Below are 22,981 nucleotides of genomic sequence, written 5' to 3' on the forward strand. Positions count from 1 at the left end.
CCTCGGTGACGCACTCCCAAGGGTCACCCACCGTCGCGCCGCTTGCAACCGAACGCGACCGAAAGCGATCCGCATAGAAACCCAAAGTGACCGTTTGCGCAGGTGAGGGGGGTACATTTCGAAAGGAGGGGGCGCAGGAACCGACAAAGGAGCAAGGCGCATGAGCACCACCGGCACCACCGGTACGACGGCCTCGAACACGGCCGCGAGCACGGTGACGACCGAGGCGGCGAGCGCGGCGGCGACCGCGGTGACGACCACCGTCGACGTCGACCGCAGCGACGCCGAGTACCGCGCCTGGCTCAAGGAAGCCGTGCGCAAGGTCCAGGCGGACGCCAACCGCAGCGCCGACACCCACCTGCTGCGCTTCCCGCTCCCCGAGGCATGGGGCATCGACCTCTACCTCAAGGACGAGTCCACGCACCCGACCGGCTCCCTGAAGCACCGCCTCGCCCGCTCCCTGTTCCTGTACGCGCTGTGCAACGGCTGGATCCGCCCCGGGCGCCCCGTCATCGAGGCGTCCAGCGGCTCGACCGCCGTCTCCGAGGCGTACTTCGCCAAGCTGATCGGCGTCCCCTTCATCGCCGTCATGCCCCGCACCACCAGCCCGGAGAAGTGCCGGCTCATCGAATTCCACGGCGGCGAATGCCACTTCGTCGACGACTCCATGAAGATGTACGAGGAGTCCGCCGACCTCGCCGCCCGCACCGGCGGCCACTACATGGACCAGTTCACGTACGCGGAGCGGGCCACCGACTGGCGCGGCAACAACAACATCGCCGAGTCGATGTACCAGCAGCTGCGCCTGGAGCGCTACCCCGAGCCCGCGTGGATCGTGGCCACCGCCGGCACCGGCGGCACCTCCGCCACCATCGCCCGCTACGTCCACTACATGCAGCACGACACCCGCATCTGTGTCCCGGACCCGGAGAACTCCTGTTTCTTCGACGGCTGGACGCACCACGACCCGCACGCCAGCAGCGACTGCGGCTCCCGCATCGAGGGCATCGGCCGGCCCCGCATGGAGCCGAGCTTCGTGCCGGGGGCCATCGACCGCATGATGAAGGTCCCGGACGCGGCGAGCGTCGCCGCCTGCCGCGCCCTCGAACAGGCCATAGGGCGCAAGGCCGGCGGCTCCACGGGCACCGGGCTGTGGAGCGCCCTGAAGATCGTCTCCGAGATGGTGGCGGAGGGCCGCAAGGGCAGCGTCGTGACCCTGCTGTGCGACCCGGGCGACCGCTACCTCGACAAGTACTACTCCGACGAGTGGCTGGCGGCGCAGGGCCTGGACATCGAGCCCTACGCGAAGACGATCCGGACCCTGCTGGAGACCGGCGACTGGCGCGAACCCCAGGCGGTCTGAGGCCCGTCCGCGGCCCGTGCCGGGTCAGCGGCGGCCGGGGGCCGCCGCCAGCCGGGTGTCGAGGGTGCGGACCGCCGTACGGAAGGCGTGGCCGAGCCCCGGGCGGGCGGCGGCCAGGGCCAGGCGCAGGGGCGCCGGGCCGTCGGCGGCGAAGGTCCACCGGACGAGGGTGCCGGGGGAGCGGGGTGCGGGGACCAGCCGCCACTCCTCCAACAGGGCTTGCAGGCCGGGCGCGTTGGTCTGGTCGACCCGGTAGGCGTAGCGCCGCCCGGACTCCGCCGCCACGATCGTCTCCTGGAACCGGACCCCGCCCCGCAGCCTGATCTCCCGCCCGGCGCCGCCCCCGGTGGGCCGGGCCAGCGACACCGCACGGAACCAGGCCGGCCAGCCGGTCACCTCCTCCGCGAGCGCCCGGTACAGCTGCTCGGGCGGGGCCGCCGCCCTGGCCGTGAAGACCAGCCGCGTCGGGGCCCGGTCGAGGAAGTCCAGCCCCACGGGGCGGAGTCGTCTGGTCATGGAGCTACCCCCGGAGGTGTGGCGCCGGCAGGAGCGCCGGCGCCCGCACTCTAGCTGGCGATGCGTCAGATGTCCCTGGCGGGGCTGTCGTTGTGCGGCTCAAGGGGAAACGGCCGCGAAGGAGCGGCTTCACGCTAACGGGGCCTGGGCAGCGGCTTCTCGGCGCGGGATGCTGGAAGCGGCCCGGACCGCCCTCGGCGCGCGGGCTCCGATCCCGCCCTCCCCGCGGAGGCCCCCCATGCCGCAGCCCGCCGTCCCCGCACCCGACGCCGTCCCGCCGGACGGGGCCCCGACGCAGCCGTCGGCGCCCCCGCTCGCCCTCGAACTCCTCGTGCACGGGGTCGCCGGAGCCGGTCCCGGTGAGCTGCTCCGCGATCCGCATCCCGTCCGGGTGACCGGTGACTCCACCGCCGCCGTGTTCCGCCGCGCCGAGGACGCCGACGCGGAGGCCCACCCCGAGCGCTACGCCGGGCGGCCCGTCCCCGAGGCGTACTGCTGGTCCCGGCTCACCTCCGGCAACGGTGCCCGCGCCCTGTGGCTGCTGCTCCTGCCCTTCATGGTCGCCAACCTCGCCCACTGGGCCCGGCCCGCCACCGCCCCGGCGGGGCCGCCGCCGCCGGCGGTGCGCGCGTACGGGCTCCTCGTACGGCTGCTCGCCCTCAGTCTCACCGTGCTGCTCGTCGCCGCCGCCTGCGAGGTGGCGCTCGACCTCCTCGCCTGGCAGTGCGCGGGGGCGGGCCCCTGCGCCGGCCGGGCGGCCTTCCCGGGCCCCGGCAGCTGGTGGGCCCAGCCGGGCCGTCGCCTCGCGCTCGGGGCGCTCGTCCCGGTGGCGCTCACCGGACTGCTCTGGTTCCTGTCGGCCCGGACCTGGAGCGCTTACGAGTCCCAGCCCCCGCCCTCCGGCGCCGGCTCGGTCCCGGCCCCCGGCAGCGGTGACGCCCCGCTCGGCCGGCCCGGCTTCTGGTACGGGCGGCGGATCGTGGCCCGGCTGCGGGCCGCCCACACCGCCGCGGGGTTCCTCACGGCGGCCCTCGCCGTCGCCCTCCCCGCACTGCGTGAGGACCTCGGCTCCGCCACCACCCCCGCCGGGCTGCTCCTCGCCGGCTGGGCGGTGCAGGCGCTGCTGGCGGCGGGGGCGGTGACGGTGCTGTGGGTGGTGTGCCGGCGCGGCCGTTCCGAGGCCCGGCCCGACCACCGGCTCGACCGCGCCGCCGTCACCCTGCTGCCGTCCGGCGCCCTCGCGCTGCTGGCCGCCGTCCTGCTCTACGCCGGCTGGTCCCGGCCCGGGTGGACCTCGGCGGGCCGGCTCCCCGGCGACGTCGCGTTCGGGGCGCTGATGCTCGGCCAGGGCGGCTGCGTCCTCGCCCTGGCCCTCGTCGCCCGCCGCCTGCACCGCCGGACGCCGGTCCCGGGGGCCGCCCTCGGCGGGCTGGGCGGGCCGGCCGCCGCCCTGCTCGGCTGCGCCCTCGGCGGTGTCCTGACCGGCGGGCTCGCCCAGCGCATGGCCGACTGGCTCGACGGGGCCGCCACCCCCGGTACGCCCGGAGCCCCGCTGCCCGGGCCGCCCGTCCTGCTGTCCTGGCAGGCCGCGGTCCTCCCGCCGCTGCTGCTCGCGCTGGCGCTGGTCGCCGTCGTGGCCGGGATCCGGGCCGTCGTGATACGGCGCGGGGTGGCCGCCACCGTCGCCGCCGAGTACCCGGGGGCCGTGCCCGACCCCGACCGCAGCCGGCGTATCGCCGGGGCGCGGGCAGCGGCCGCGCTGACCGACACCGCGCCGTGGTTCGTGGGCGCCGTCTGCGTGGTCACCCTGGTGCTCGGCGCGGCGGCCCTCGCCGGGGCCTGGGCGAGCGGCCGGGTCCCGGCCGAGGCGGCCCGCGGAGCGCACCCGCTGCTGGCGGCCGCCGCCCGGGCCGCCCAGGACAGCGGGTCCTGGCTCATCGGCTTCGGCATGGCCGCCTTCGTCGCCCTGGGCCGCCGCGCCTACCGGGACCCCGCCTCCCGCCGCACCGTCGGCATCCTCTGGGACGTCGGCACTTTCTGGCCGCGCGCCGCCCACCCCTTCGCCCCGCCCTGCTACGCCGAACGGGCCGTGCCGGACCTGACCTGGCGGATGACCGGCTGGACCGCCCGGACCGGCGGCCGGCTCGTCATCTCCGGGCACTCCCAGGGCAGCGTGCTCGCGGCGGCCGCGGTCTGGCAGCTGCCGCCCGCGGCCCGGCGGCGCGTGGCCCTGCTCACGTACGGATCACCGCTGGCCCGGCTCTACGGCCGCTGGTTCCCCGCCTACTTCGGCCCCGGCGCGCTCGCCGCCCTCCACCGCGACCTCGACTGCTGGCGCAACCTGTGGCGGGCCACCGACCCCATCGGCGGTCCCGTCGGCGCCGGCGCGGGCACGGACGGCCCCGTGGACCGGGGCCCGCTGGCCGACCCGGTCGCCTACGGGCGCGACGCCCTGCACCCGCTGCCCGCGCCGATCCTCCGGCACGGCGACTACCAGGCGGACCCGGCCTTCACCGCCGAACGCGACGCGCTCCTCGCCCGCCTGGCGACCGCCCCCCGGCCCGACGGCACCGGCGGGCGGCAGGACGCGGGGCTGCCCGCCCAGCGGATCAGCAGGACGCCGGAAGAGCCGGCAGGGCCGGCAGGTCCGCCGGGAACAGCAGGGTGAGCTCGTCCGTGCCGGCCTCGGCCAGCTGGGCCACCCGGCTCGCATGGCGCTCCACCATCGACTCGAAGGTCTGGCGCGCGGTCCGGCCGTTGCCGAAGGCCGGGCCCTTGGGCAGCTCCGTGAAGTACCGCAGCAGCGCCTCCCCGGTCCCCTCCGCCAGCCGGTACTCGTGCTCCTCGGCCTGCTGTTCCACGATCCGCAGCAGCTCCTGCGGCCCGTAGTCACCGAAGGTGATGGTCCGTGAGAACCGCGAGGCCACCCCCGGGTTGACCCTCAGGAACCGCTCCATCTCCGCCGTGTACCCGGCGACGATCACCACCACGGCGTCCCGGTGGTCCTCCATCAGCTTCACCAGCGTGTCGATCGCCTCGCGCCCGAAGTCGCGGCCCGAGTCCTCCGGCGCCAGCGCGTACGCCTCGTCGATGAACAGCACCCCGCCGCGCGCCCGTTCGAACGCCTCCTGGGTGCGGAGGGCGGTGGATCCGATGTGCTCCCCGACCAGGTCCACCCGGGACACCTCCACCAGGTGGCCGCGCTCCAGCACGCCCAGGGAGGCGAGGATCTCCCCGTACAGCCGGGCGACGGTGGTCTTGCCGGTGCCCGGGGAGCCCGTGAAGACCAGGTGCCGGCGCACCGAGGCCGCCTTGAGGCCCGCCTGCTGCCGCATGCGCCCGACCTCGATCATGTCCGTGAGGGCGCGTACCTCGCGCTTGACGCTCTCCAGCCCCACCAGCGCGTCGAGCTGCCCCAGCACCTCGCCCGCGCCGCGGCCGACCGGGGTCGCCGCCTCTCCGGGGCGGGCCGGCGGTACCGACGCGGGGGCTTCGGCGGGCCGTCCCACCGGGGTCTGCGCGGCCGTCACCGTACGGACGCCCGGCCGGGTCCCGGCGGGTGCGGAGCCCGCGGCGGACTCGGCGGTCAGCCGGGTCCCCGTTCCATCTCCGGTGCACCCCTCGACGAGCGGGCCGTCCTCGGCGAACTCGTAGCCGCCGCGCGCGCAGCGCTCGGTGTGGCAGCCGGTGAGCGTGCTGCGGCAGCCGTCGAGGACGTGGAAGCCGAAGCCGGAACTGTCCGTCACCCGGCAGTCCGTGAAGGTGCCCCGGCCGCCCGCCGACACGTAGAACCCGGCCTCGGCGGGGGAGGCGACCGTCACCCGTTCCAGGGCGGGGTCGGCGCCCTTGGTGACGATCACCCCGGTCTGCACCCCGTCCACGGTGCAGTCGCTCACGGTGCCGCCGCTGCCGTGGTCGCGGAACCACGCCCCCGTGCCCGCCTCCCGGATCCGGCACTGCTCCAGCCGGGCGGTCGCGCCGTCGCTCACGGAGACGGCGGTGTTGCGCACCTGCGCCAGATCGCTGTCCACCACATCGGCGCGCGAACCCCGGTCCAGGACGAACACGGCGTCCGGTACGTCATGCAGCCGGCAGGACTCCAGGGAGGCGGTGGCCCCGTCGCTGATCCACACCGCCGGGTAGTCGCCCGTGCTGTCGTGGATCTCGCAGGACTCGGCCTCGACCCTGGTCCCCGGGTCCCACACCGACAGGCCGTTGCGCCCGAACCGGCGGACCGTCGTGCGGCTGAGGGTCAGTACGGAGCGGGAGCGCAGGTCGACCGCGTTCTCCGGGATGTCGTGGATGTCGCAGCCGGCGAGCGCCAGCACGGCGTCGGTGTCGAGGGTGACCCCGTCGCCGGAGGTGCGGTGCACCGAGCAGTCCGTGAGGCGGGCCGCGGCCCGCGCGGCGACCTGCACCCCGCTGCCCTTGATCTCGTACACCTCGCAGCCCAGCGCCTCCAGACCCGAGCCCTCGCCGGTGACCGCGATACCCGCGCCGACGGCGTGGTGGATCCGGCAGCGCTCCAGCCGGGGATGCCCGCCGCGCACCGAGAACCCCGCCTGTCCCGCGGCGACGACCTCGCACTCCTCGAACACCCCGCCCCCGCCGTCCAGCACGGCGATCCCCACCCCGGCCGGGTTCTCCACCGTGCAGCGGCGCACCAGGGGACGGGCCCCGCCGCGCACCTCGATGCCGGACGCCGACCGGGTGTGCACCCGCAGGTCGCTGAACTCGGGGGACCCCTCCTCGACGAGCAGCGCGGGCGCCGCCCGGTCCGCTCCCTCCAGATAGAGGTCCTGGACCACCGCCGAGGCGCGCACCGTGAGCGCGACCCCGTCCAGCGGGGCGATGCGCACCGAACCGGCCGCCGCTCCCTCCGGCCCGCGCAGGGTCACGGCATGAGACAGCACCAGGTTCTCCCGGTAGGTACCGGGGGCGACGGACAGCACGTCGCCGTCGCCCGCCACCGCGAGCGCCGCGCTCAGCGTCGGGTACTCACCGGAGCGCCGCCGCCACCGCGAGGCCCCGCCGTGCGTCACCTGGACCGTGCCCTGAGCCATCGTGCTGTCGCGCCCCCACCCTCGTACTCGCGCCGCCGCCCGTGCCGGAGCGGCTCTGCCGGCCGTGGCCCAGCCCGGGCGCCGAAGCGGCCGGACGGGTCCGCGGCTCCACCGTAGCGCGCGCGGGGCCCGGGAGTTGCCAGGTCAGCTGCCCGCCCCCGCCCGGCCCCAGTCGGGCCCGGCCGCCGCCCACGCGCGGTCCAGATGTATGTACCGCCGATGCATGAGCCTTCGTACGACGAGCCGGCGCAGCGTCTCCGCGAGCGCGGCCGCGGTGAGCGCGGCGGCCAGCCCGGCCATGGCGGCGTGGAAGGAGGCGGCGCCGGGGTCGAGCGGCTGCCCCACCAGCCGGCCCCGGAGGTCCGTCCATATCCGGAACCGGTCGCCCGGACGCGGTGGTTCCTCCGCCGCCGGCACCGCCCCCTCATGACGGGTCCCGTCCGGCGCGGTCCACGAGGCCACGATCGTCGTCCGGGCCGGCGCGGTGCGCTGTGCCGACGGGGCGCCGGAGGCGCCGGCCCGCGCGGCCGTCTCCGCCTCGGGCCGCACCACCACGGCCGGGACCAGGTATCTCTCCTGCCGCTGCTCGCGGGCGGCGCGCTGCAGGACCCCGTCCACCTTCAGGCCGGCGGCCCAGCCGACGGCCGGAGCCACCAGCAGCACGCACACCAGCGCGGCACAGGCCACCCACGCCTCGATCAGATCGGTCGGCCTGCGCAGCGGATTGCGCCGCCAACGCCACACACCCATTGCTGTCCGCACGGTCCGGCTCCCCCTGCCCATGCCAGTCTGCGTCTGCGTCTGTTTCGCGCGTCCCAGCCTCCCGCATACCCGGAAGACGCGCATTTCCACGGGACGCGCGGGACAGCCGGCACCCGATCCGGTGTTCCCGCTCCGGTTCGCGGTGTCCGTCCGTCCCGCATGCTCCAACGGCCCCGCGCCGCCGGTTGGTTCCGGCATGCCCCAGGAGCCCCTCGAAGGTGTCAATCCGCTCTCATGTCCCCGCCCGTCCGTCCGGCGCGCTCGCCCGTCCGTCCGTCCGGCGTGCCCGCCGTGGTCAGTGGCGGCCGGGCCGGGGCCCGGGATGCGGGTCCGGGGATGCGGGTCCGGGGATACGGGTCCGGGATGCGGGGCGGGGTCACTCCAGGACGCGGACCTCGTCGCCCACGCGGACCGTGCCCGGGACGACCGGCACCAGCTGGCGCCCGAAGGCCAGCGACTTGCCGATGCGCCGGTGGCGGGCCAGGGTCTTGAGGGGCTCGCGGCCGCGCTCGGCGGTGGCCTGGTCGGTGGTGGTGACGATGCACCGCCCGCACTCGCGCACCCCGCGGAAGACGGCGTCGCCGATGGCGATGCGCCGCCAGTGGTCCTCGGCCCAGGCGTCGAGGGTTCCGCCGACCACCAGGTTGGGGCGGAAACGGTTCATCGGGAGGGGGCCCTCCTCGGGGTTCTCCCCCTCGGCGATCAGGGCGTTGAGGGCCTCCAGCGAAGCGGTGGTGGCCAGCAGCACCGGGTAGGCGTCGGCGAGGCTGACCGTTTCGCCGGGCAGGGCGTAGTCGGGGTCCACGGGCCGGCGCACGGCCGGGTCGTCGAGGTGCACCAGCCGAGCGGGCTGCCCGAGGAAGGCGCTGAACCACTCGGCGGCGGCCGTCGAGGCGACCACCGTCTCGACCTTCTTGCCGAACAGGGTGACCGGCTCCAGCGGGCCCGGCTCCGGTACCTCCACCACCAGGTCCGCCATACCAGGGGCCGACAGCGCGACCCCTCCGCCGGTCAGCGGGCGGGCCGAGGCCAACGCCAGGCGCGCCTGCTGGCGTTGGGTGATGACCGCGCCCGCCGTGTCGACCACGGCCCAGCGCCGGTCACCGGCCGGGCCCCAGGGCTCCACGGCCATCTCGGCGGGAGCGGTCCCCGCCACCGACTTGACGGGATGGAGGTGGAGGGACCGGACATACAAGTTCGACATGGGGCCATCTTGCCAGCCGCCCCTGCCGGCGCCCCAGCCCGTTTCGAGCAGGACGCGGGGCGCAGGGCGTAGGGCGCGGTGACCGCAGTGCCCGGCCGCCGGGAGCCGGGCGGCCGGCGGGCGGGGCGTCGCCGTCTGTCAGTAGCCGCGGCCCTGGTACTGGCCTCCGTACGGGTCCTGGTAGGCGGGCGCCGCCGCGGCCGTCGGCACGGCCGCCGGTACGGGAGCCGCCATCTGCATGGGCGCCGCCATCTGCATGGGGGCCGTCATCGGGCGCGGGGCCGCCGGGCGCATGGCCTCGTACCCCGTGCCCGCGGCGAGCGGGCGCGGCTGCTGAGGCTGGGGCTGCGGGACGTACCCCGGCCGGGCCATGGGCTGCTGCTGCGGTACGTACGGGGCCGGCGCGTGCTGAAGCGGAACCGGCATCGGGGCCTGCGCGGCCGGCTGCTGCGGGTACCCGTAGCCGTATGCCGGGGCAGGCGCGGGCTGGGGCTGGGTGGGCGGGAGCGCGGGCATGGAGGAGGCGAGGGCCGGGAGGTATCCACCGCTCGAGTAACCGGCACTGGGGTAGTCGTAGGCGGCCGGAACGCGGATCGGGGCGATCTGCGGAGTCCCGCGTTCTGCGACCAGGGAGTCGTAGATGGGGGTGTCCGGGAAAGAGGGCGCGGAGTAGTAACCGCCGCCATAAGTGGAGCGGGGGGAGGTCATGGGAGACAAGTTAAGCCCACGGCTTCACGGGGTCCATAGCCAGGTGTGACCAACACCGCTCTGACCTGCATATTCGCAGGTCAGAGCCACAGCTGTCACTTGGCGTTCACCTGCACGGTTCGCCACATGCGCCCCATCTTGTGTGCACTCGTACGGGTCGGCCTACCGGTTCACCCCTCCCGGAATGACGGTTCGTCACAAGGCCGTGACCTCGGATGACGCAGGGGTGACGGGTCGTCAGGCAGGATTGCGGGCGCAGAGGTTTCAGGCGTCGCTGGGGCGGGCATAGGTCCGGCCCTTCCAGGCGGCCCCGCGCCCCCGGTAGTGCTGCACGGCCGAGTCGACGGTCATGAGCAGATACAGCAGCGCGGTGAAGGGCAGCAGGGGCGCGAGCATCGCGGGCTGGCGGTAGTAGCGCAGCATCGGCAGGTAGGTGCCGGCCATCAGCAGCCAGGCCAGCCCGCCCGTGACGGCGACGGCGGTGCGCCCGGAGGCGAGTCCGGCGAGGAGGGCGGCCGGGGGGACCAGGTAGACCAGGACCAGACCGGCCACCGTCCCCGCCAGCAGCAGGGGCTGGTGGCGGAGTTGGGCGTACGCGCTGCGCGAGACCATCCGCCACAGGTCGGCCAGGGCCGGGTACGGGCGCACGCTGTCCACCCGCTCCGCCAGCCCGAGCCAGATCCGGCCGCCGGAACGCTGGACCGCCCGGGCGAGGGCGACGTCGTCGATGACGGCCTGGCGGATGGAGTCCGGGACGCCGGCGCGAAGGGCCGCCTCGGTGCGGAGGAGGACGCAGCCGCCGGCGGCCGCGGCGGTGCGGGCGGTGGGGCGGTTGATCCGGCGGAAGGGGTACAGCTGGGCGAAGAAGTACACGAAGGCGGGCACGACGAGCCGCTCCCACACGCTGACGACGCGCAGACGGGCCATCTGGGAGACCAGGTCGAGACCGCCGGTGGTCGCGGCGGCGACCAGCTCGCGGAGGCTGTCGGGCTCGTGCGCGATGTCGGCGTCGGTGAGCAGCAGGTACTCGGGGGCCTCGGGGACGCCCTGGGTGACGTGGGTGATGCCGTGGCGCAGGGCCCAGAGCTTGCCGGTCCAGCCGGGCGGGGGGTCGCAGGGGGAGAGCACGGTGAGGGGGAGGCCGGGCTGTTCGGCGGCCAGGCGCCGGGCGAGCGCGCCGGTGCCGTCGGTGCTGCCGTCGTCGACGAGGACGATGCCGGCCTGGCCGGGGTAGTCCTGGGCGAGGAGGGAGGGCAGGCTGCGGGGCAGCACCTCGGCCTCGTCCCTGGCCGGGACGACGACGGCGACGGAGGGCCAGCGTGCGGGGGCGGTGCGCGGGGGGAGGCGGGTGTCGGTGCGCCAGAACATGCCCTGGGCGAGGGTGAGCCAGAGCCAGGCGGCGAGGGAGGCGTAGGCGGCGATGAGGAGGCCCATGGCGGCAGTCTGGCCGACCCGGCCCACCCCTGTCCCGCACCCGCGCCGATCCCCTGGCCGCACCCGGCCCGCCAGCCAGTCCGCCGGGCCGGCCCGCCGGGCCGCCAGCCCGCCAGCCAGTCCGCCCGGTCGGTCCGACCCGACCCGGCCCGGTCGGTCCGGTCGGTCCGGCGCGGCCCGGCCCGGCCTGGTCCGGCCCGGCCCGGCCTGGTCCGGCGCGGTCCAGCGACGCCCGGCCCGTCCGGCGCGTCCCAGTCAGGCCCGCCCCCGCCGGCTCGGCCCGCCCGCCGGCGCGGCCCGGCCTCGGCTGGTCCGGCTCACCTCGCCCCACCCCGCCTGGACTCGTCTCGCGTGCCCGGTGGCGCCGTCGGGCGGAGGGGAGGCGGGGACTCCGGGGCGGCCGGAGGGCGGCGGGGTGGGGTCGCTCGGGGTGCGGGGCGGGGGGCCGGTCTTCGCGGGCCTTTCTCCCCGAGGTCGGTGGGTTTTGGAGCGGTTTGGGGTTGTTTGAGCGGTCGGTGTTCGGGTGGTCGGGCGGGGGGTCGTCTAAGGTGAGGCGGTGAAGATCGCGCTCATGGACTCGGGAATCGGCCTCCTCGCTGCGGCCGCCGCGACGCGTCGGCTCCGGCCCGACGCCGATCTGCTGCTGTCCTCCGACCCCGACGGGATGCCCTGGGGACCCCGCACCCCCGCCGACCTCACCGAGCGGGCCCGTGCCGTCGCCCGGGCCGCCGCCGCCCTGCGGCCCGACGCCCTGATCGTGGCGTGCAACACCGCCTCCGTGCACTCCCTGGCCACCCTGCGGGCCGATCTGGAGCCCGGGATCCCCGTGATCGGCACCGTCCCGGCGATCAAGCCCGCCGCCGCGGCCGGCGGCCGGGTGGCCATCTGGGCCACCCCCGCCACCACCGGCAGCCCGTACCAGCGCGGGCTGATCCGTGAGTTCGCCGCCGGCGTCGCCGTCACCGAGGTGCCCTGCCCGGGTCTCGCCGACGCCGTCGAGCACGGCGACGAGGAAGCCGTCGCCCGCACGGTCGCCGCCGCCGCCGCGCTGACCCCGGCCGACGTGACGGACGTCGTCCTCGGCTGCACGCACTACGAGCTGGTGGAGGAGTCCATCCGCGCCGCCCTCGCCGTGCGCACGGGCGGCGCCCCGCTGCGGTTCTACGGCTCCGCCGAAGCCGTCGCAGTCCAGGCCCTGCGCCGGATCGGCGCCGAGCCCGCGCCGGGGCTGCCGCTGACCGGCTCCCTGGCCGTGCTGCACAGTGGACGCCCCGCCGCCCTCCCCGCCGCCGCGCTCGGCTACGCCGAAGGCCGCCTCCTCGCCGCCCAGGCGCAGGACGCCCCGGCGGCCCGGTAGCCGCCGGGGCGTCACGAGGCGGTCTGCGCCGACTGGCGCAGAGGTGGTGGCGGGCCCGCCGAACGTGGGTACGCTGCTGCTCATGACGGGTCATCCCCCTGGCCCCCTGTGGACGGGCCGGGCCTCCAACCGTGCGCAGTGGCTGCTCGCCGCGGCCGGTGCCGCCTGCCTCGCGCTGGGCGTCGAGCTGGCCGTCGACAACTCCTGGGCCAACGGCTACGTTCCGCTGCTGATGTCCGTGATCGGCTGCCTGGCCGCCGGGGTGCTGATCCTCTACGGCACCCTCGCCTTCGTGCACGTGGCCGTCACCGTCGACTCCGAGGCCATGGAAGTGCGCTGCGGGCACATGGGGCTGCCGCGCCGCCGGATCCGCCTCGCGGAGATCGCCGCCGCCGAGTTCCTCCCCGAAGTCACCCCGCAGCAATGGGGCGGCTGGGGGTACCGCTGGCGGCCCGACAAGGGCACGGCGGTGATCGTCCGGCGCGGGGAGGGCGTGGAGCTGCGGCTGGGCGACGGAAAGCGGTTCACGGTCACCGTGGACGACGCCGAAGACGCGGTCCGCGTCATCCGCACCCACCTCCGCGCCCTCGCCCGCTGACCCGCCCCGGGCCTCACCCCCGGACGGCCCACGGCCGCCCCCCGAGCCGCGAGGCGTCGGCTTACCTCCCCTTGGGGCAGGGCCACGTACACTCCGCCAGATGAGCAGCAGTGTCACCCGGGTCGCCGAGAGCGAGCCCTCGCAGTCCGCCGGATCCGCCGACGCCGCCTCCCCGGGGATCGCCCAGCGGTGGGCCGGGCGGTTGGTGCGGCCCGGTGCCGCAGGGCTGGCCGGGGTGCTGCTCTACCTCAGCTTCCCGCCCCGCCCCCTGTGGTGGCTGGCGCCCCTCGCCCTCGCCCTGCTCGCCGGCTGCCTGCGCGGCCGCCGCGCCCGGGCCGGGTTCGGGCTCGGCTTCCTCTTCGGGCTGGGCTACCTGCTGCCGCTGCTCGTCTGGACCAGCGAGGGCGTCGGCCCGGTGCCGTGGCTGGCCCTGGTCACCCTGGAGTCCCTGCTCATCGGCCTCGCCGGCCTCGGCATCGCCCTCGTCAGCCGGCTGCCCGCCGCCCCCGTGTGGTCGGCCGCCGTCTGGGTCGCGGTCGAGGCCCTGCGCGCCCGGGCCCCCTTCGGCGGCTTCTCCTGGGGCCGGCTCGCCTACGGGCAGGCCGACGGGATCTTCCTCCCGCTCGCCGCCGTCGGCGGCACCCCGCTGCTCTCCTTCGCCGTCGCCCTCTGCGGGTTCGGCCTGTACGCGGCGGCCCGCCTCACTCGGCGGCAGCCGGCCCGTACCGCTGCGGCCCTCGCCGCCCTGACCGTCGTCGCCCCCGTCGGCGCGGCCCTCGCCGCCCGCCCGCTGGTCTCCGACGCCGCCGAGGACGGTACGGCCGTCGCCGCCGTCATCCAGGGCAACGTCCCCCGCGCGGGCTTCGACTTCAACGCCCAGCGCCGCCAGGTCCTCGACAACCACGCCAACCGCACCCTCCAGCTCGCCGAGGACGTCAAGGCCGGCCGGGTCTCCAAGCCCGACTTCGTGCTGTGGCCGGAGAACTCCTCCGACATCGACCCCTTCACCCAGCCCGACGCCCACGCCGTCATCGACAACGCCGTCCGGACCATCGGCGTGCCCACCGCCATCGGATCCGTCCTCGCCCCCGAGACCGGCCCGCTGCGCAACACCATGATCCTGTGGGACCCGGCCAAGGGGCCCGTGGACACCTACGACAAGCGCAAGATCCAGCCCTTCGGCGAACGCATCCCGATGCGCTCCTTCGTCCGCCTCTTCAGCTCCGACGTGGACCGGGTCCGCCGCGACTTCGGCCCCGGCAAGGAGCCCGGCGTCTTCGACATGGCGGGCAGCGACGTCGGCATGGTCACCTGCTACGAGGCCGCCTTCGACGACGCCGTGCGCTCCACCGTCCAGGCCGGCGCCCAGATCATCGCCGTCCCCAGCAACAACGCCACCTTCGGCCGGACCGAGATGACCTACCAGCAGCTCGCCATGGACCGGATCCGCGCCGTCGAGCACAGCCGCAGCGTCCTCGTCCCCGTCACCAGCGGGGTCAGCGCCGTCATCCGGCCCGACGGGACGATCGTCTCGCAGACGAAGATGTTCACCGCCGACGCGCTCGTCGCCGAGGTCCCGCTGCGCTCCGCCCAGACCCCGGCGACCCGGCTGGGCCCGCTGCCCGAGTACGCCCTCGTCCTGGTCGCCGCCGGCGGCCTCGGGACCGTCCTGGCCCGCCGGCTGCGCGCCCGCCGCGCGAACCCGTAGGGCGGCCGGCGCGTGAGCACCCCCGAGTTCATCCGCGCGGTCCGGGCCGCCGGCGCCGGACACCTGCTGCTCCTGCTGCCCGGGGTCACCGCCGTCGTCTTCGACGACGAGGGGCGGGTCCTGCTCGGCCGCCGGGCCGACACCGGGCGGTGGTCGGTCGTCGGCGGGATAGCCGAGCCCGGCGAGCAGCCCGCCGAGACGGCCGTGCGCGAGGTCTACGAGGAGACGGCCGTGCGGTGCGTGCCCGAGCGGGTCGTCCTCGTCCAGATGCTCGAACCGGTCACCTACGCCAACGGCGACGTCTGCCAGTACCAGGACATCACCTTCCGCTGCCGGGCCACCGGCGGCGAGGGCCGCCCGGCGGACGGGGAACTGCTGGAGGTGGCCTGGTTCCACCTGGACGCCCTGCCGCCCCTGGAGCCCTTCGCCCTGAACCGGATCCAGCGCTCCCGGGTCGAGGAACCCACCTGGTTCCAGCCCCCGGGCACCCCCTAGCGGGCGGTCTGTGCCGCCTCGCGGTACAGGGCCATCGCCTCGTCACCCATGACCGCGCTGTACGACACCTCCGGGACGGTCCCGCCGCCCTGGTAGCCGCCGAGGACCCCGGCCAGCGCACCGCCCGCCAGCCAGGGGCTGCCGCTGGTGCCGCCGCTGAGGTCGGGACAGTCGATCCGGCGCTGCGTCGGCGAGAACAGGCTCGTCGCGTTGGAGCAGCGCAGCGGGGCGTCCGCCACGCTCGGGTAGCCGAGCACGGTCACCGTCACGTCACCGGGCTGGGCGGCGGCCACCGGGAAGGCGCCGACCACGTCCTCCACGGCCCGGGTCTCCCCGCCGTCGGCGGGCGCCACCGTCGCGAAGGCGATGTCCGCGTCGGGGTCCTGGCCCGTCGTCCAGCCCGGGGCCACGTACACCCGGGTCAGCCGCCACAGCCCGTACGGGGCCTCGCCGTCGCGGTATCCGGGGGCGAAGACGGTGGTGTCCGGGTGGTCGAGGCAGTGCGCGGCGGTGGCGATCACGTCGTGGCCCAGGCTGCGCACCACGGACGCGGTGCAGAAGTGCCCGCCGTCGAGCCCGCCGGCGAACAGCGCCCCGACCCGCCCCGCCTCCGCGCCGGCGGGGGCCTCGTCGGTCACCCCGAGCGGGACCGCCGCCCCCGCCTCCGGCAGGTCCAGGCTGACCAGGGCGCTCATCGCGGTCACCGCGAGCAGGATCCGTGACGTCCGCCGGGCACGGGCGCCGGGACGGCCGGCCGTCTTGCGGGGGAGGAAGCGTTGGATCATGCCTCCGAGCCTCCCCGGAAAAACTGTGGCCATGACAGGGAATCGCGTATGAATCAGCTGTGAATGCCGCGGCGCCGCCGCCCTGTCGGAAGTCATGAACCGGCTCCCGCCCCGGCGCCGGGCTTTCGGCGGAACCTCCCGGTCTATGGACGCCGCGGACGGTTTCCCCCCGCGATGTTGTGCACGGCGGTACGTGAGCGCCGGGCCCGCCCGCCCCTAGCCTCGCCGCAGGAGCACGAACGAGGGGCGGTACCCGGTGAACTGGCTCATCCACGACTACCGTGAGGGCGATCTCGCGGCGGTGGTCCATCTGATCGACACGACGGCCGAACTCGGCCAGGAGTCGGTCTTCTCGCTCGCCGAGTGCATCAGCGCCCTGACCAGCCGGCAGCCCTGCGTGGTCGCCGTCCACCAGGGCGTCCCCATCGGCGCCGCCCTCGCCTGCGTCACCGGCGAGCGGGCCTGGGTGATGCGCATCGCCATCGCCGCCGGGTGGCGCGGCCGCGGCCTGGCCAGCGCCCTCCTCGTCGAGCTGGAGCGCCGCCTGATCGCCGCCCGCGTGGGGCGGATCGCGTACGTGCTGCCCGAGGAGGACCTCCTCGGCGAGGGCCTGCTCAACGCCGGCTACACCCGCCAGCCCGCCGTCGCCTACTTCGAGAAGACCGAGCCGCTGCACGGACCGGCGGCGGGGCTCCTCGACGACCTCGGCGGCCGGTTCCTGCCGAACGACCTGTGGGTCAAGGTCGCCGGCATGGAGAAGGAGAAGGAGCTCATCGAACGCCGGGTGGTGCTCCCGCTGGCCGAGCCCGAACGGGCCGCCGCGCACGGGGTGCGCCCGCCGCGCGCCATCACGCTCTTCGGGCCGCCCGGCACCGGCAAGACCACCTTCGCCCGGGCCATCGCCTCCCGGCTGGGCTGGCCCTTCGTGGAACTGCTGCCCTCCCGCCTCGCCGACGGCGGGAACCTCGCCGCCGCCCTGCGCCACGCCTTCGCCCGGATCGGCGAGCTGGAGCGCGTGCTGGTCTTCATCGACGAGGTCGAGGAGATAGCCCCCGTACGGACCGAGCCCGCACAGCCCGGCGGCGCCCACGGGGTGACCAACGAACTGCTCAAGCTGATACCCGGGTTCCGGGAGGGGGACGAGCGGCTGCTGGTCTGCGCGACCAACTCCATCCGCTCCCTCGACCCGGCCTTCCTGCGCCCCGGCCGCTTCGACTACCTGATCCCGATCGGCACCCCGGACGCCGGGGCCCGCGCCGCGATCTGGTCCCGGTACACGGCCGGGCGCGCCGACGTGGACGTGGCCGCGCTGGTGGCGGCGACCGAGCTGTTCACGCCGGCCGACATCGAGCACGCGGCGCGGACCGCGGCGCAGGTGTCCTTCGAACGGGACCTGGAGGCCGTCGGCGCCCGCGGCGCGGCCGCCCAGCCCGGCGCCACCACGGCTGACTACCTGGCGGCCGTCGCCCAGTGCCGGCCGACGGTGACCCCCGCGATGACGGGGGAGTTCCAGGCCGACATCACCGCCCACGCGCGGCTTTGAGGCTCCCTCCCCCGGTTGCGGCGGGGGACGGGAACGCGAAACGGCCCGCGGCCGCTCCCCGGAGCGGCCGCGGGCCGTTTCGCGCGGACGGCCCTAGACCGGACCGCACCCGCTTCCCGCGCTAGCGCGGGCAGGTGTACGTGAACTCCGCCGCCGCCGTCGGTCCGGCGGGGGAGAGCAACTGGAGTTCCGCACGGGCCGGGTAGGTGCCCGTCCCCCTGAAGGTCCACATGAGGTGCAGGGTCGCCTCCCGGCGGCCGCCCGGGACCCGTTCCGTGAGCTCCTCCGACCGGGTGCCGTCGCTGCGCAGCCAGCGGTACCTCAGGGTCCCGGGGCGCCCGTTTGTCCGTACGACGGCCACCACATCGGCCGCCGCGTCGCAGCCCGGACCCCGCGGGTCGGTGCTCACCGCCACCTCGCGGACCTCGACGGCCGGCCCGAACCGCTGCCAGCCCACGTACGCCAGCACCCCGGCCAGCACCACGGCGGCCAGGGTGTACCGCCGCCAGCCCCCGCCCCGCCGCCGGGGCGGGGCAGGAGCGGCCGCCACGGGGAAGGGTGCGGGCAGGGCCGCGGTCACGCCGGGGCCGAAGCGCAGCAGGGCGCCCTCGACCCGGTCGGGGGCCGCGTCGGCCGGGGGTGGCGGGCCGCTGAACCAGTGGCTGCCGAGGACGGTGGCGCTGTAGTCCTCGCTCTGCGGGGCCGGGGCGTGCGGATCGCTCATCGCGGGGGCTCCACGTCGGTGCAGCGCAGCAGGGGCTGGGAGTCGGCGGCCGGGGCGGCCGCGGCGGGCTTGGTGGTGACCCGGACACCGGCGTAGCAGCCCCGGCCGCGCGGGAAGGTGTGGGACCGCACGACCGTGGCCGGGGCGCCGGCCTGGACCACGAACGTGTCGCTGCCGTCGGGAACCGCGTAGACGCCTCGAGCGTTTCCCAGGTACCACTGCACGACGACCGTCACCGGCCCGCTGCCCCGGGCCGTCAGGGAGACGGCGGCGTCGGCCCGGTACACCCCGGGCTTGAGGGAGACGTCGAGCTGGGTCACCTGGAGCGTGGGCGACGGCGTCGGTGTGGGGGACGGGCTGGCCGTCGGCGTGGGGCTCCAGGAAGGGCTGGGGCTGGAGGGCCAGGCGGTGGGCGTGGGAGTCGGGGTCGGGGACGGGGAGGAGGCCGAGGGCGTCGGACTGGCCGAGAGCGACGGCGGGGCCGAGGGGGACGGCGCCGCTGACGGTGGGCCGGCCGGGGGCGGCGAAGCGGGCGCTGCCGGGCCGGTGGTGGCGAAGTCGCTGAGCGCCGAAGGCGGCGGCGGGGTCCCGGCCGCGTCCGTGGTGAGGATCAGTACCGCCCCCAGCACCAGGGCCAGGCCCGTCGCGAGCCAGCCGCCGCGTCCCGGGGCCCAGCCGGAGCCGATCGAGGTGGTGGCCACCGCTGTGGTGCCCGCGGCCGCGCCGCCCGCCGACGGGAACAGCAGCGGCAGCAGCGCCGCCAGCGCGGCCAGTTTGCGCTGCCCGCGCTCCTCCCACCGCGGCCCGTACGCGGCCACCGCCACCGCCTCCAGCTCGGCGACGAACGCCTCGGCGTCCTCCGGCCGTTGCTCCGGCCGCTTGGCCAGGCCCCGCCGGATCAGCGGCCGTACGGGCTCGGGGGCCTCGGTCTCCGGGACCGGCGCCTCGACGTGCTGGACGGCGAGCTCCGCGAAGTTCCCGCCGTCGTAGGGCTTGCGGCCGGTGAGGCACTCGAAGAAGGTCGCGGTGGCCGCGTACACGTCGGCCGTCGGTGAGGCCGGCTGTCCCTGCCACTGCTCGGGGGCCATGTAGGCGGGGGTGCCCGCCACCCCGGGGGTGCTGCCCCGGCCCGCGGCGATGCCGAAGTCCACCAGCTTGGAGGAGCCGTCGGCCGCGACCAGCACGTTCTCCGGCTTGTAGTCGCGGTGGACGACCCCGGCCCGGTGGGCGGCGGCCAGCCCGAGCAGGGAACCCTTGAGGACCACCAGCGCGGCCTCGGGATCCGTCCGCCCGGACTCGCGCAGCACCGCGCGCAGGGAGACCCCGTCGATGAGCTCCATGACGATCGCGGCCCCGTCCGGCGCCTCCACGTACTCGTAGAAGCCCGTCACGTACGGCGAGACCAGGCCCCCCAGCAGCCGGGCCTCCGCGCGGAACTCGGCGACGAAGGCCGGGTCCTGGCGCAGCCGGTCGCTCAGGTACTTCACCGCGACCGCGGTGCCGGTGGCCGCGTGGACCGCGAGCACGACCCGGCCGCTGCCGCCCGAGCCGAGCTCGCGGACCTCGGTGTACCCGGGTACCGCCCAGCCGTTGTCCATCCCGTCCGCCCCCCTCCGTGGTCTCACCCGGCTCCGGGAGCCGGACCGGCCGGCTCGAACCGGCCACACCCAGGGACACCATTGAGCCACGGCCGGTTCCCGGAGCGCCGGGCCGTCCGGCCCGTGGACGACCCCGGGGGGCCGGAAGCCCGGGCCAGGGGTCATGCCGCGGCCGACACCGCGCCGATCATCGCGTGCAGCCGGTCCGCCGCCGCCCGCCCGAAGACTGGGTCGTTGATATCGGTGTCGTAGTCGTAGAGCCGCGCGGAACTGCCCCGCAGGCCCTCGCGCAGCGCCGAGAACAGGGCCCCGTCCGCGCCCGGGTCGTGGTACGGGCCCCCCGGCGCGCCCAGCGTGGACAGCCCGCGCAGCGGCACGCAGACCGCTGTCGGCCCGGTCGCCGCGCGCAGCTTGGCCGCCACCCGCCGGCCGAGTTCGGCGCACTCGGACTCGGTCGTGCGGATCACCGTGAGGGAAGGGTTGTGGATCCGCACCCTGCGGTAGCGGGCCCGCTCGGGGAGGGTCTCCAGCGGCCCGAACTTGACGATGTCCAGGGCGCCCAGGCTCACCACCTGCGGGATCCCGGCGCGCCCGGCCGCGCTGAGCCGGTCGGGGCCGGCGGTGAGGATGCCCCCGCAGAGGTCGTCGGCGAGTTCGCTGAGGGTGAGGTCGAGCACCCCTGCGAAGATGCCCTGTCCGGCCAGATTCTCCAGGGTGCGGCCGCCGGTTCCGCTGACGTGGAAGACGAGCACCTCGTAGCCGAGCTCGGTCAGCCGCTCCCGGGCGGCGTCCACGCCCGCCGTGGTCACCCCCGCCATGCTCGCGGCCACCAGCGGCCGCGCACCCGGACCGAGCCGGGCCGGGCGGCCGCGGTCCAGCGCGGAGCGGGCGAAGCCCTTGGCCATCCCGGCGACCGCCTCCGCCGCGTTGGCCAGGACCGGCGCCGAGACGCTGTTGATCCCGGCGATGTCCACCACGCTGTACATCAGGGTGATGTCCGAGGAGCCGACGTAGGAGGAGACGTCCCCCGAGGCCATCGACGACACCATCAGCTTGGGCACGCCGAGCGGAAGGGCCCGCATCGCCCGGGTGGCGAGGAAGGTCCCCCCGCTGCCGCCTATCGCGAGCACCCCGTGCAGCCGGCCCTCGGCGTGCAGCCGGGACAGGATCGCCTCGGCGCCCCTGGCCATCGCCGTCACGGCCGCGCCCCGGTCGGCGGCGGCGCGCAGCTGCGGGAGTCCGGCTCCCGCGGCCCGCGCCACCTCTTCGCGCGGTATGTCCGCGGGAACCCGGGGTTCTCCCATGATCCCCGTGTCGACCAGTACCACCTCGACGCCGGCCCGCAGCAGCCTCTCGCGCAGCCAGCCGTACTCGACACCCTTGGTGTCCAAGGTCCCCACCAGCACGACGTTCGTCATATGTGCAATGTCCATGCAGGTGAGGTTTGTTGGCAAGTAAAGGTCAGGTCAATCCGCCAGGAGCTCCACGAGCCGTTCCAGGAAGGGGACTTGACCGGCGATCAGCTTGCTGCGGGCCATCTCGGGCGGGAACCAGGCCACTTGGTCCAGCTCCGGGAACTCCTGCCGCGTCCCGGAGTGCGGGGGCCACTCCATGGTGAAGGTCCCGGGCACCATCAGGGCGGGGTCGAGGTCGCCCTCCACCGCCCAGACGGTCACCCGTTTCCCGCTGCTCAGCCGGACCTCGCCCAGCGGCAGGTACTCGCCCTCCGGCGGGGGGAGCCCCAGCTCCTCGGTGAACTCCCGGCGGGCCGCGTCGCGCGGGGTCTCGTCCGGCCCGTACTCGCCCTTGGGAATCGCCCAGCCCCCGGCGTCCCGGTGTGCCCACAGGGGCCCGCCCATATGGCCGAGCAGCACCTCGATCCCGCCCTCACCAGCGGCGCCCTCGCCCCGGGTCCGCCGGAACAGCAGCAGTCCGGCGCTCTGCTTGTACCTCTTCGGCTGCGTCACGGTCCCATACATGCCCCGCCCCGGCCCCCGTCAGTGATCGTGCGGGCCCTCGCGGTGGACCGGGCCGTGCGCGTCCGCGCAGTGCGGGTCGGCGGCGTCCGGGCCCTCGCCCGCCCGGCCGACCGTGAGCAGCTCGTCCTGGACGTGGTCCACCTGGAGGGTGGTGTGGGTGATCCCGTACTCCTTCGCCAGCAGCGCCTCCAGATCGCGCCGCACGGCGTGGCAGTCGCCCGCCGGCTCCACCAGCACGTGCGCCGACAGGGCCGCCGTGCCGGAGGTGATCGTCCAGATGTGCAGGTCGTGCACCTCGGTGACCGGCGGCTGCCCGACGAGCCGGTCGCCGACCGCGTCGGGGTCCAGGTGCGCCGGAGCGGCCTCCAGGAAGATCCGTCCCGACTCGCGCACCAGCCCGTAGCCCGCCTTGACCATCAGCACCACCACCACGAGCGAGGCGATCGCGTCGGCCTGCACGAAACCGGTGGTGAGCACGATCAGGCCGGCCACCGCCGTCCCGATGAAGGCGAACAGGTCGTTGAGGATGTGCTGGTAGGCGCCCTCCACGGCCAGCGAGGACCGGTTCGCCCGCGAGATGCACCAGGCGGCGGCCACGTTCACCACGATCCCGGCCAGCGCCGTGACCAGCACCAGCCCGCCCTCCACCGGCGGCGGGTCGATCAGCCGCCGTACGGCCTCGTACGCCAGCCAGACCGCCAGCAGCAGCAGGGTGAGGCCGTTGGCCTGGGCGGAGAGTATCTCGGCGCGCTTGAGCCCGAACGTGAACCCGCCGCGCGCCGGACGGGCCGCGAGCCGCATCGCGATCAGCGCGAGGACGATCGAGACGGCGTCCGTGAGCATGTGCGCGGCATCGGAGATCAGGGCCAGCGAGTGGGCCACTACGCCGATGACCACCTCGACGGCCATGAAGCCGCCGATCAGGGCGAGCGCGATCGCCAGCCAGCGGCGGTCGGCGTCCGGGTCCACGCCGTGGCTGTGCCCGCCGGGCCCGTGGCTGTGGCCGTGGCCGTGCGCGTGCTCGTCGCGCGCATGCTCGTGGTCGTGCTGGTGTTCGAGGTCGTGGCTGGCGCGGCCGGTCATCGCGTCCCCCGTCTGTTCGGCTGTTCGGTTCCGACGCGTGAAGTGAAGCGCACCTGCGCGA

Annotated in this window: 19 protein-coding genes; 7 read left to right on the forward strand and 12 right to left on the reverse strand. The window is 75.6% G+C overall.

What is annotated here, in order from left to right:
* The first annotated feature begins 160 nt into the window (after positions 1–160).
* Entirely contained in the window at positions 161–1,363 is a 1,203-nt protein-coding gene (locus tag ABZ716_RS05040) for a PLP-dependent cysteine synthase family protein (RefSeq protein ID WP_358956597.1), read from the forward strand.
* 24 nt (positions 1,364–1,387) lie between these two features.
* Here the strand turns inward: ABZ716_RS05040 and ABZ716_RS05045 are convergent, their stop codons facing one another.
* On the reverse strand, positions 1,388–1,879 hold the full coding sequence (locus tag ABZ716_RS05045; RefSeq protein WP_358956600.1) for an SRPBCC family protein: 492 nt from the start codon (positions 1,877–1,879) through the stop codon (positions 1,388–1,390).
* 238 nt (positions 1,880–2,117) lie between these two features.
* Between ABZ716_RS05045 and ABZ716_RS05050 the strand changes: the two genes are divergently transcribed.
* Positions 2,118–4,547, forward strand: a complete 2,430-nt coding sequence (locus tag ABZ716_RS05050; RefSeq protein ID WP_358811639.1) for a hypothetical protein — start codon at positions 2,118–2,120, stop codon at positions 4,545–4,547.
* Here the strand turns inward: ABZ716_RS05050 and ABZ716_RS05055 are convergent.
* The 5 genes from ABZ716_RS05055 to ABZ716_RS05075 form a co-directional block, all read right to left on the reverse strand.
* Positions 4,489–6,942 carry a right-handed parallel beta-helix repeat-containing protein gene (locus ABZ716_RS05055; RefSeq protein ID WP_358956603.1) on the reverse strand — a complete coding sequence of 818 codons (2,454 nt, stop codon included), beginning with the start codon at positions 6,940–6,942 and terminating at the stop codon, positions 4,489–4,491. The genes ABZ716_RS05050 and ABZ716_RS05055 overlap by 59 nt on opposite strands.
* Before the next feature lie 144 nt (positions 6,943–7,086).
* The gene (locus ABZ716_RS05060) at positions 7,087–7,704 is read right to left on the reverse strand and encodes a hypothetical protein (protein WP_358956607.1); all 618 of its coding nucleotides are present in this window, start codon (positions 7,702–7,704) and stop codon (positions 7,087–7,089) included.
* A gap of 376 nt (positions 7,705–8,080) precedes the next feature.
* On the reverse strand, positions 8,081–8,908 hold the full coding sequence (locus tag ABZ716_RS05065; RefSeq protein ID WP_358811636.1) for an MOSC N-terminal beta barrel domain-containing protein: 828 nt from the start codon (positions 8,906–8,908) through the stop codon (positions 8,081–8,083).
* Positions 8,909–9,046: 138 nt separating this feature from the next.
* Positions 9,047–9,616 carry a DUF6643 family protein gene (locus ABZ716_RS05070; protein WP_358956609.1) on the reverse strand — a complete coding sequence of 190 codons (570 nt, stop codon included), beginning with the start codon at positions 9,614–9,616 and terminating at the stop codon, positions 9,047–9,049.
* A 264-nt stretch (positions 9,617–9,880) separates the two neighbouring features.
* Positions 9,881–11,050, reverse strand: a complete 1,170-nt coding sequence (locus ABZ716_RS05075) for a glycosyltransferase (protein WP_358956611.1) — start codon at positions 11,048–11,050, stop codon at positions 9,881–9,883.
* Between the two features lie 556 nt (positions 11,051–11,606).
* Between ABZ716_RS05075 and ABZ716_RS05080 the strand changes: the two genes are divergently transcribed.
* From ABZ716_RS05080 to ABZ716_RS05095, 4 genes are all read left to right on the forward strand, one after another.
* Positions 11,607–12,407, forward strand: coding sequence for an aspartate/glutamate racemase family protein (locus ABZ716_RS05080; protein ID WP_358811633.1), 801 nt, complete (start codon positions 11,607–11,609; stop codon positions 12,405–12,407).
* Positions 12,408–12,489: 82 nt separating this feature from the next.
* Entirely contained in the window at positions 12,490–13,005 is a 516-nt protein-coding gene (locus ABZ716_RS05085) for a hypothetical protein (RefSeq protein WP_358811632.1), read from the forward strand.
* Between the two features lie 100 nt (positions 13,006–13,105).
* Positions 13,106–14,713, forward strand: coding sequence for an apolipoprotein N-acyltransferase (gene lnt / locus ABZ716_RS05090; RefSeq protein WP_358956614.1), 1,608 nt, complete (start codon positions 13,106–13,108; stop codon positions 14,711–14,713).
* A gap of 12 nt (positions 14,714–14,725) precedes the next feature.
* Complete coding sequence (locus ABZ716_RS05095) at positions 14,726–15,208, forward strand: NUDIX domain-containing protein (RefSeq protein ID WP_358956616.1); 483 nt, start codon at positions 14,726–14,728, stop codon at positions 15,206–15,208.
* Here ABZ716_RS05095 and ABZ716_RS05100 read toward each other — a convergent pair.
* On the reverse strand, positions 15,205–15,993 hold the full coding sequence (locus ABZ716_RS05100; protein ID WP_358956618.1) for a trypsin-like serine protease: 789 nt from the start codon (positions 15,991–15,993) through the stop codon (positions 15,205–15,207). The genes ABZ716_RS05095 and ABZ716_RS05100 overlap by 4 nt on opposite strands.
* Positions 15,994–16,249: 256 nt before the next feature.
* Between ABZ716_RS05100 and ABZ716_RS05105 the strand changes: the two genes are divergently transcribed.
* A complete protein-coding gene (locus ABZ716_RS05105) occupies positions 16,250–17,536 on the forward strand; it encodes a bifunctional GNAT family N-acetyltransferase/ATP-binding protein (RefSeq protein ID WP_351883869.1) in 1,287 nt (428 codons plus the stop codon).
* A 121-nt stretch (positions 17,537–17,657) separates the two neighbouring features.
* Here the strand turns inward: ABZ716_RS05105 and ABZ716_RS05110 are convergent, their stop codons facing one another.
* The 5 genes from ABZ716_RS05110 to ABZ716_RS05130 form a co-directional block, all read right to left on the reverse strand.
* Positions 17,658–18,260 carry a hypothetical protein gene (locus ABZ716_RS05110; RefSeq protein WP_358811627.1) on the reverse strand — a complete coding sequence of 201 codons (603 nt, stop codon included), beginning with the start codon at positions 18,258–18,260 and terminating at the stop codon, positions 17,658–17,660.
* Complete coding sequence (locus tag ABZ716_RS05115) at positions 18,257–19,858, reverse strand: serine/threonine-protein kinase (protein WP_358956621.1); 1,602 nt, start codon at positions 19,856–19,858, stop codon at positions 18,257–18,259. The genes ABZ716_RS05110 and ABZ716_RS05115 overlap by 4 nt, the downstream gene beginning before the upstream one ends.
* Before the next feature lie 161 nt (positions 19,859–20,019).
* Positions 20,020–21,276, reverse strand: a complete 1,257-nt coding sequence (locus ABZ716_RS05120; RefSeq protein ID WP_358957074.1) for a Tm-1-like ATP-binding domain-containing protein — start codon at positions 21,274–21,276, stop codon at positions 20,020–20,022.
* A 48-nt stretch (positions 21,277–21,324) separates the two neighbouring features.
* Positions 21,325–21,825 carry an NUDIX domain-containing protein gene (locus ABZ716_RS05125; protein ID WP_358956622.1) on the reverse strand — a complete coding sequence of 167 codons (501 nt, stop codon included), beginning with the start codon at positions 21,823–21,825 and terminating at the stop codon, positions 21,325–21,327.
* Positions 21,826–21,855: 30 nt separating this feature from the next.
* Entirely contained in the window at positions 21,856–22,920 is a 1,065-nt protein-coding gene (locus ABZ716_RS05130; protein WP_358956625.1) for a cation diffusion facilitator family transporter, read from the reverse strand.
* Positions 22,921–22,981 lie beyond the last annotated feature (61 nt).

The sequence above is a fragment of the Streptomyces sp. NPDC006687 genome (assembly GCF_040636215.1).
Lineage (GTDB): Bacteria > Actinomycetota > Actinomycetes > Streptomycetales > Streptomycetaceae > Streptomyces.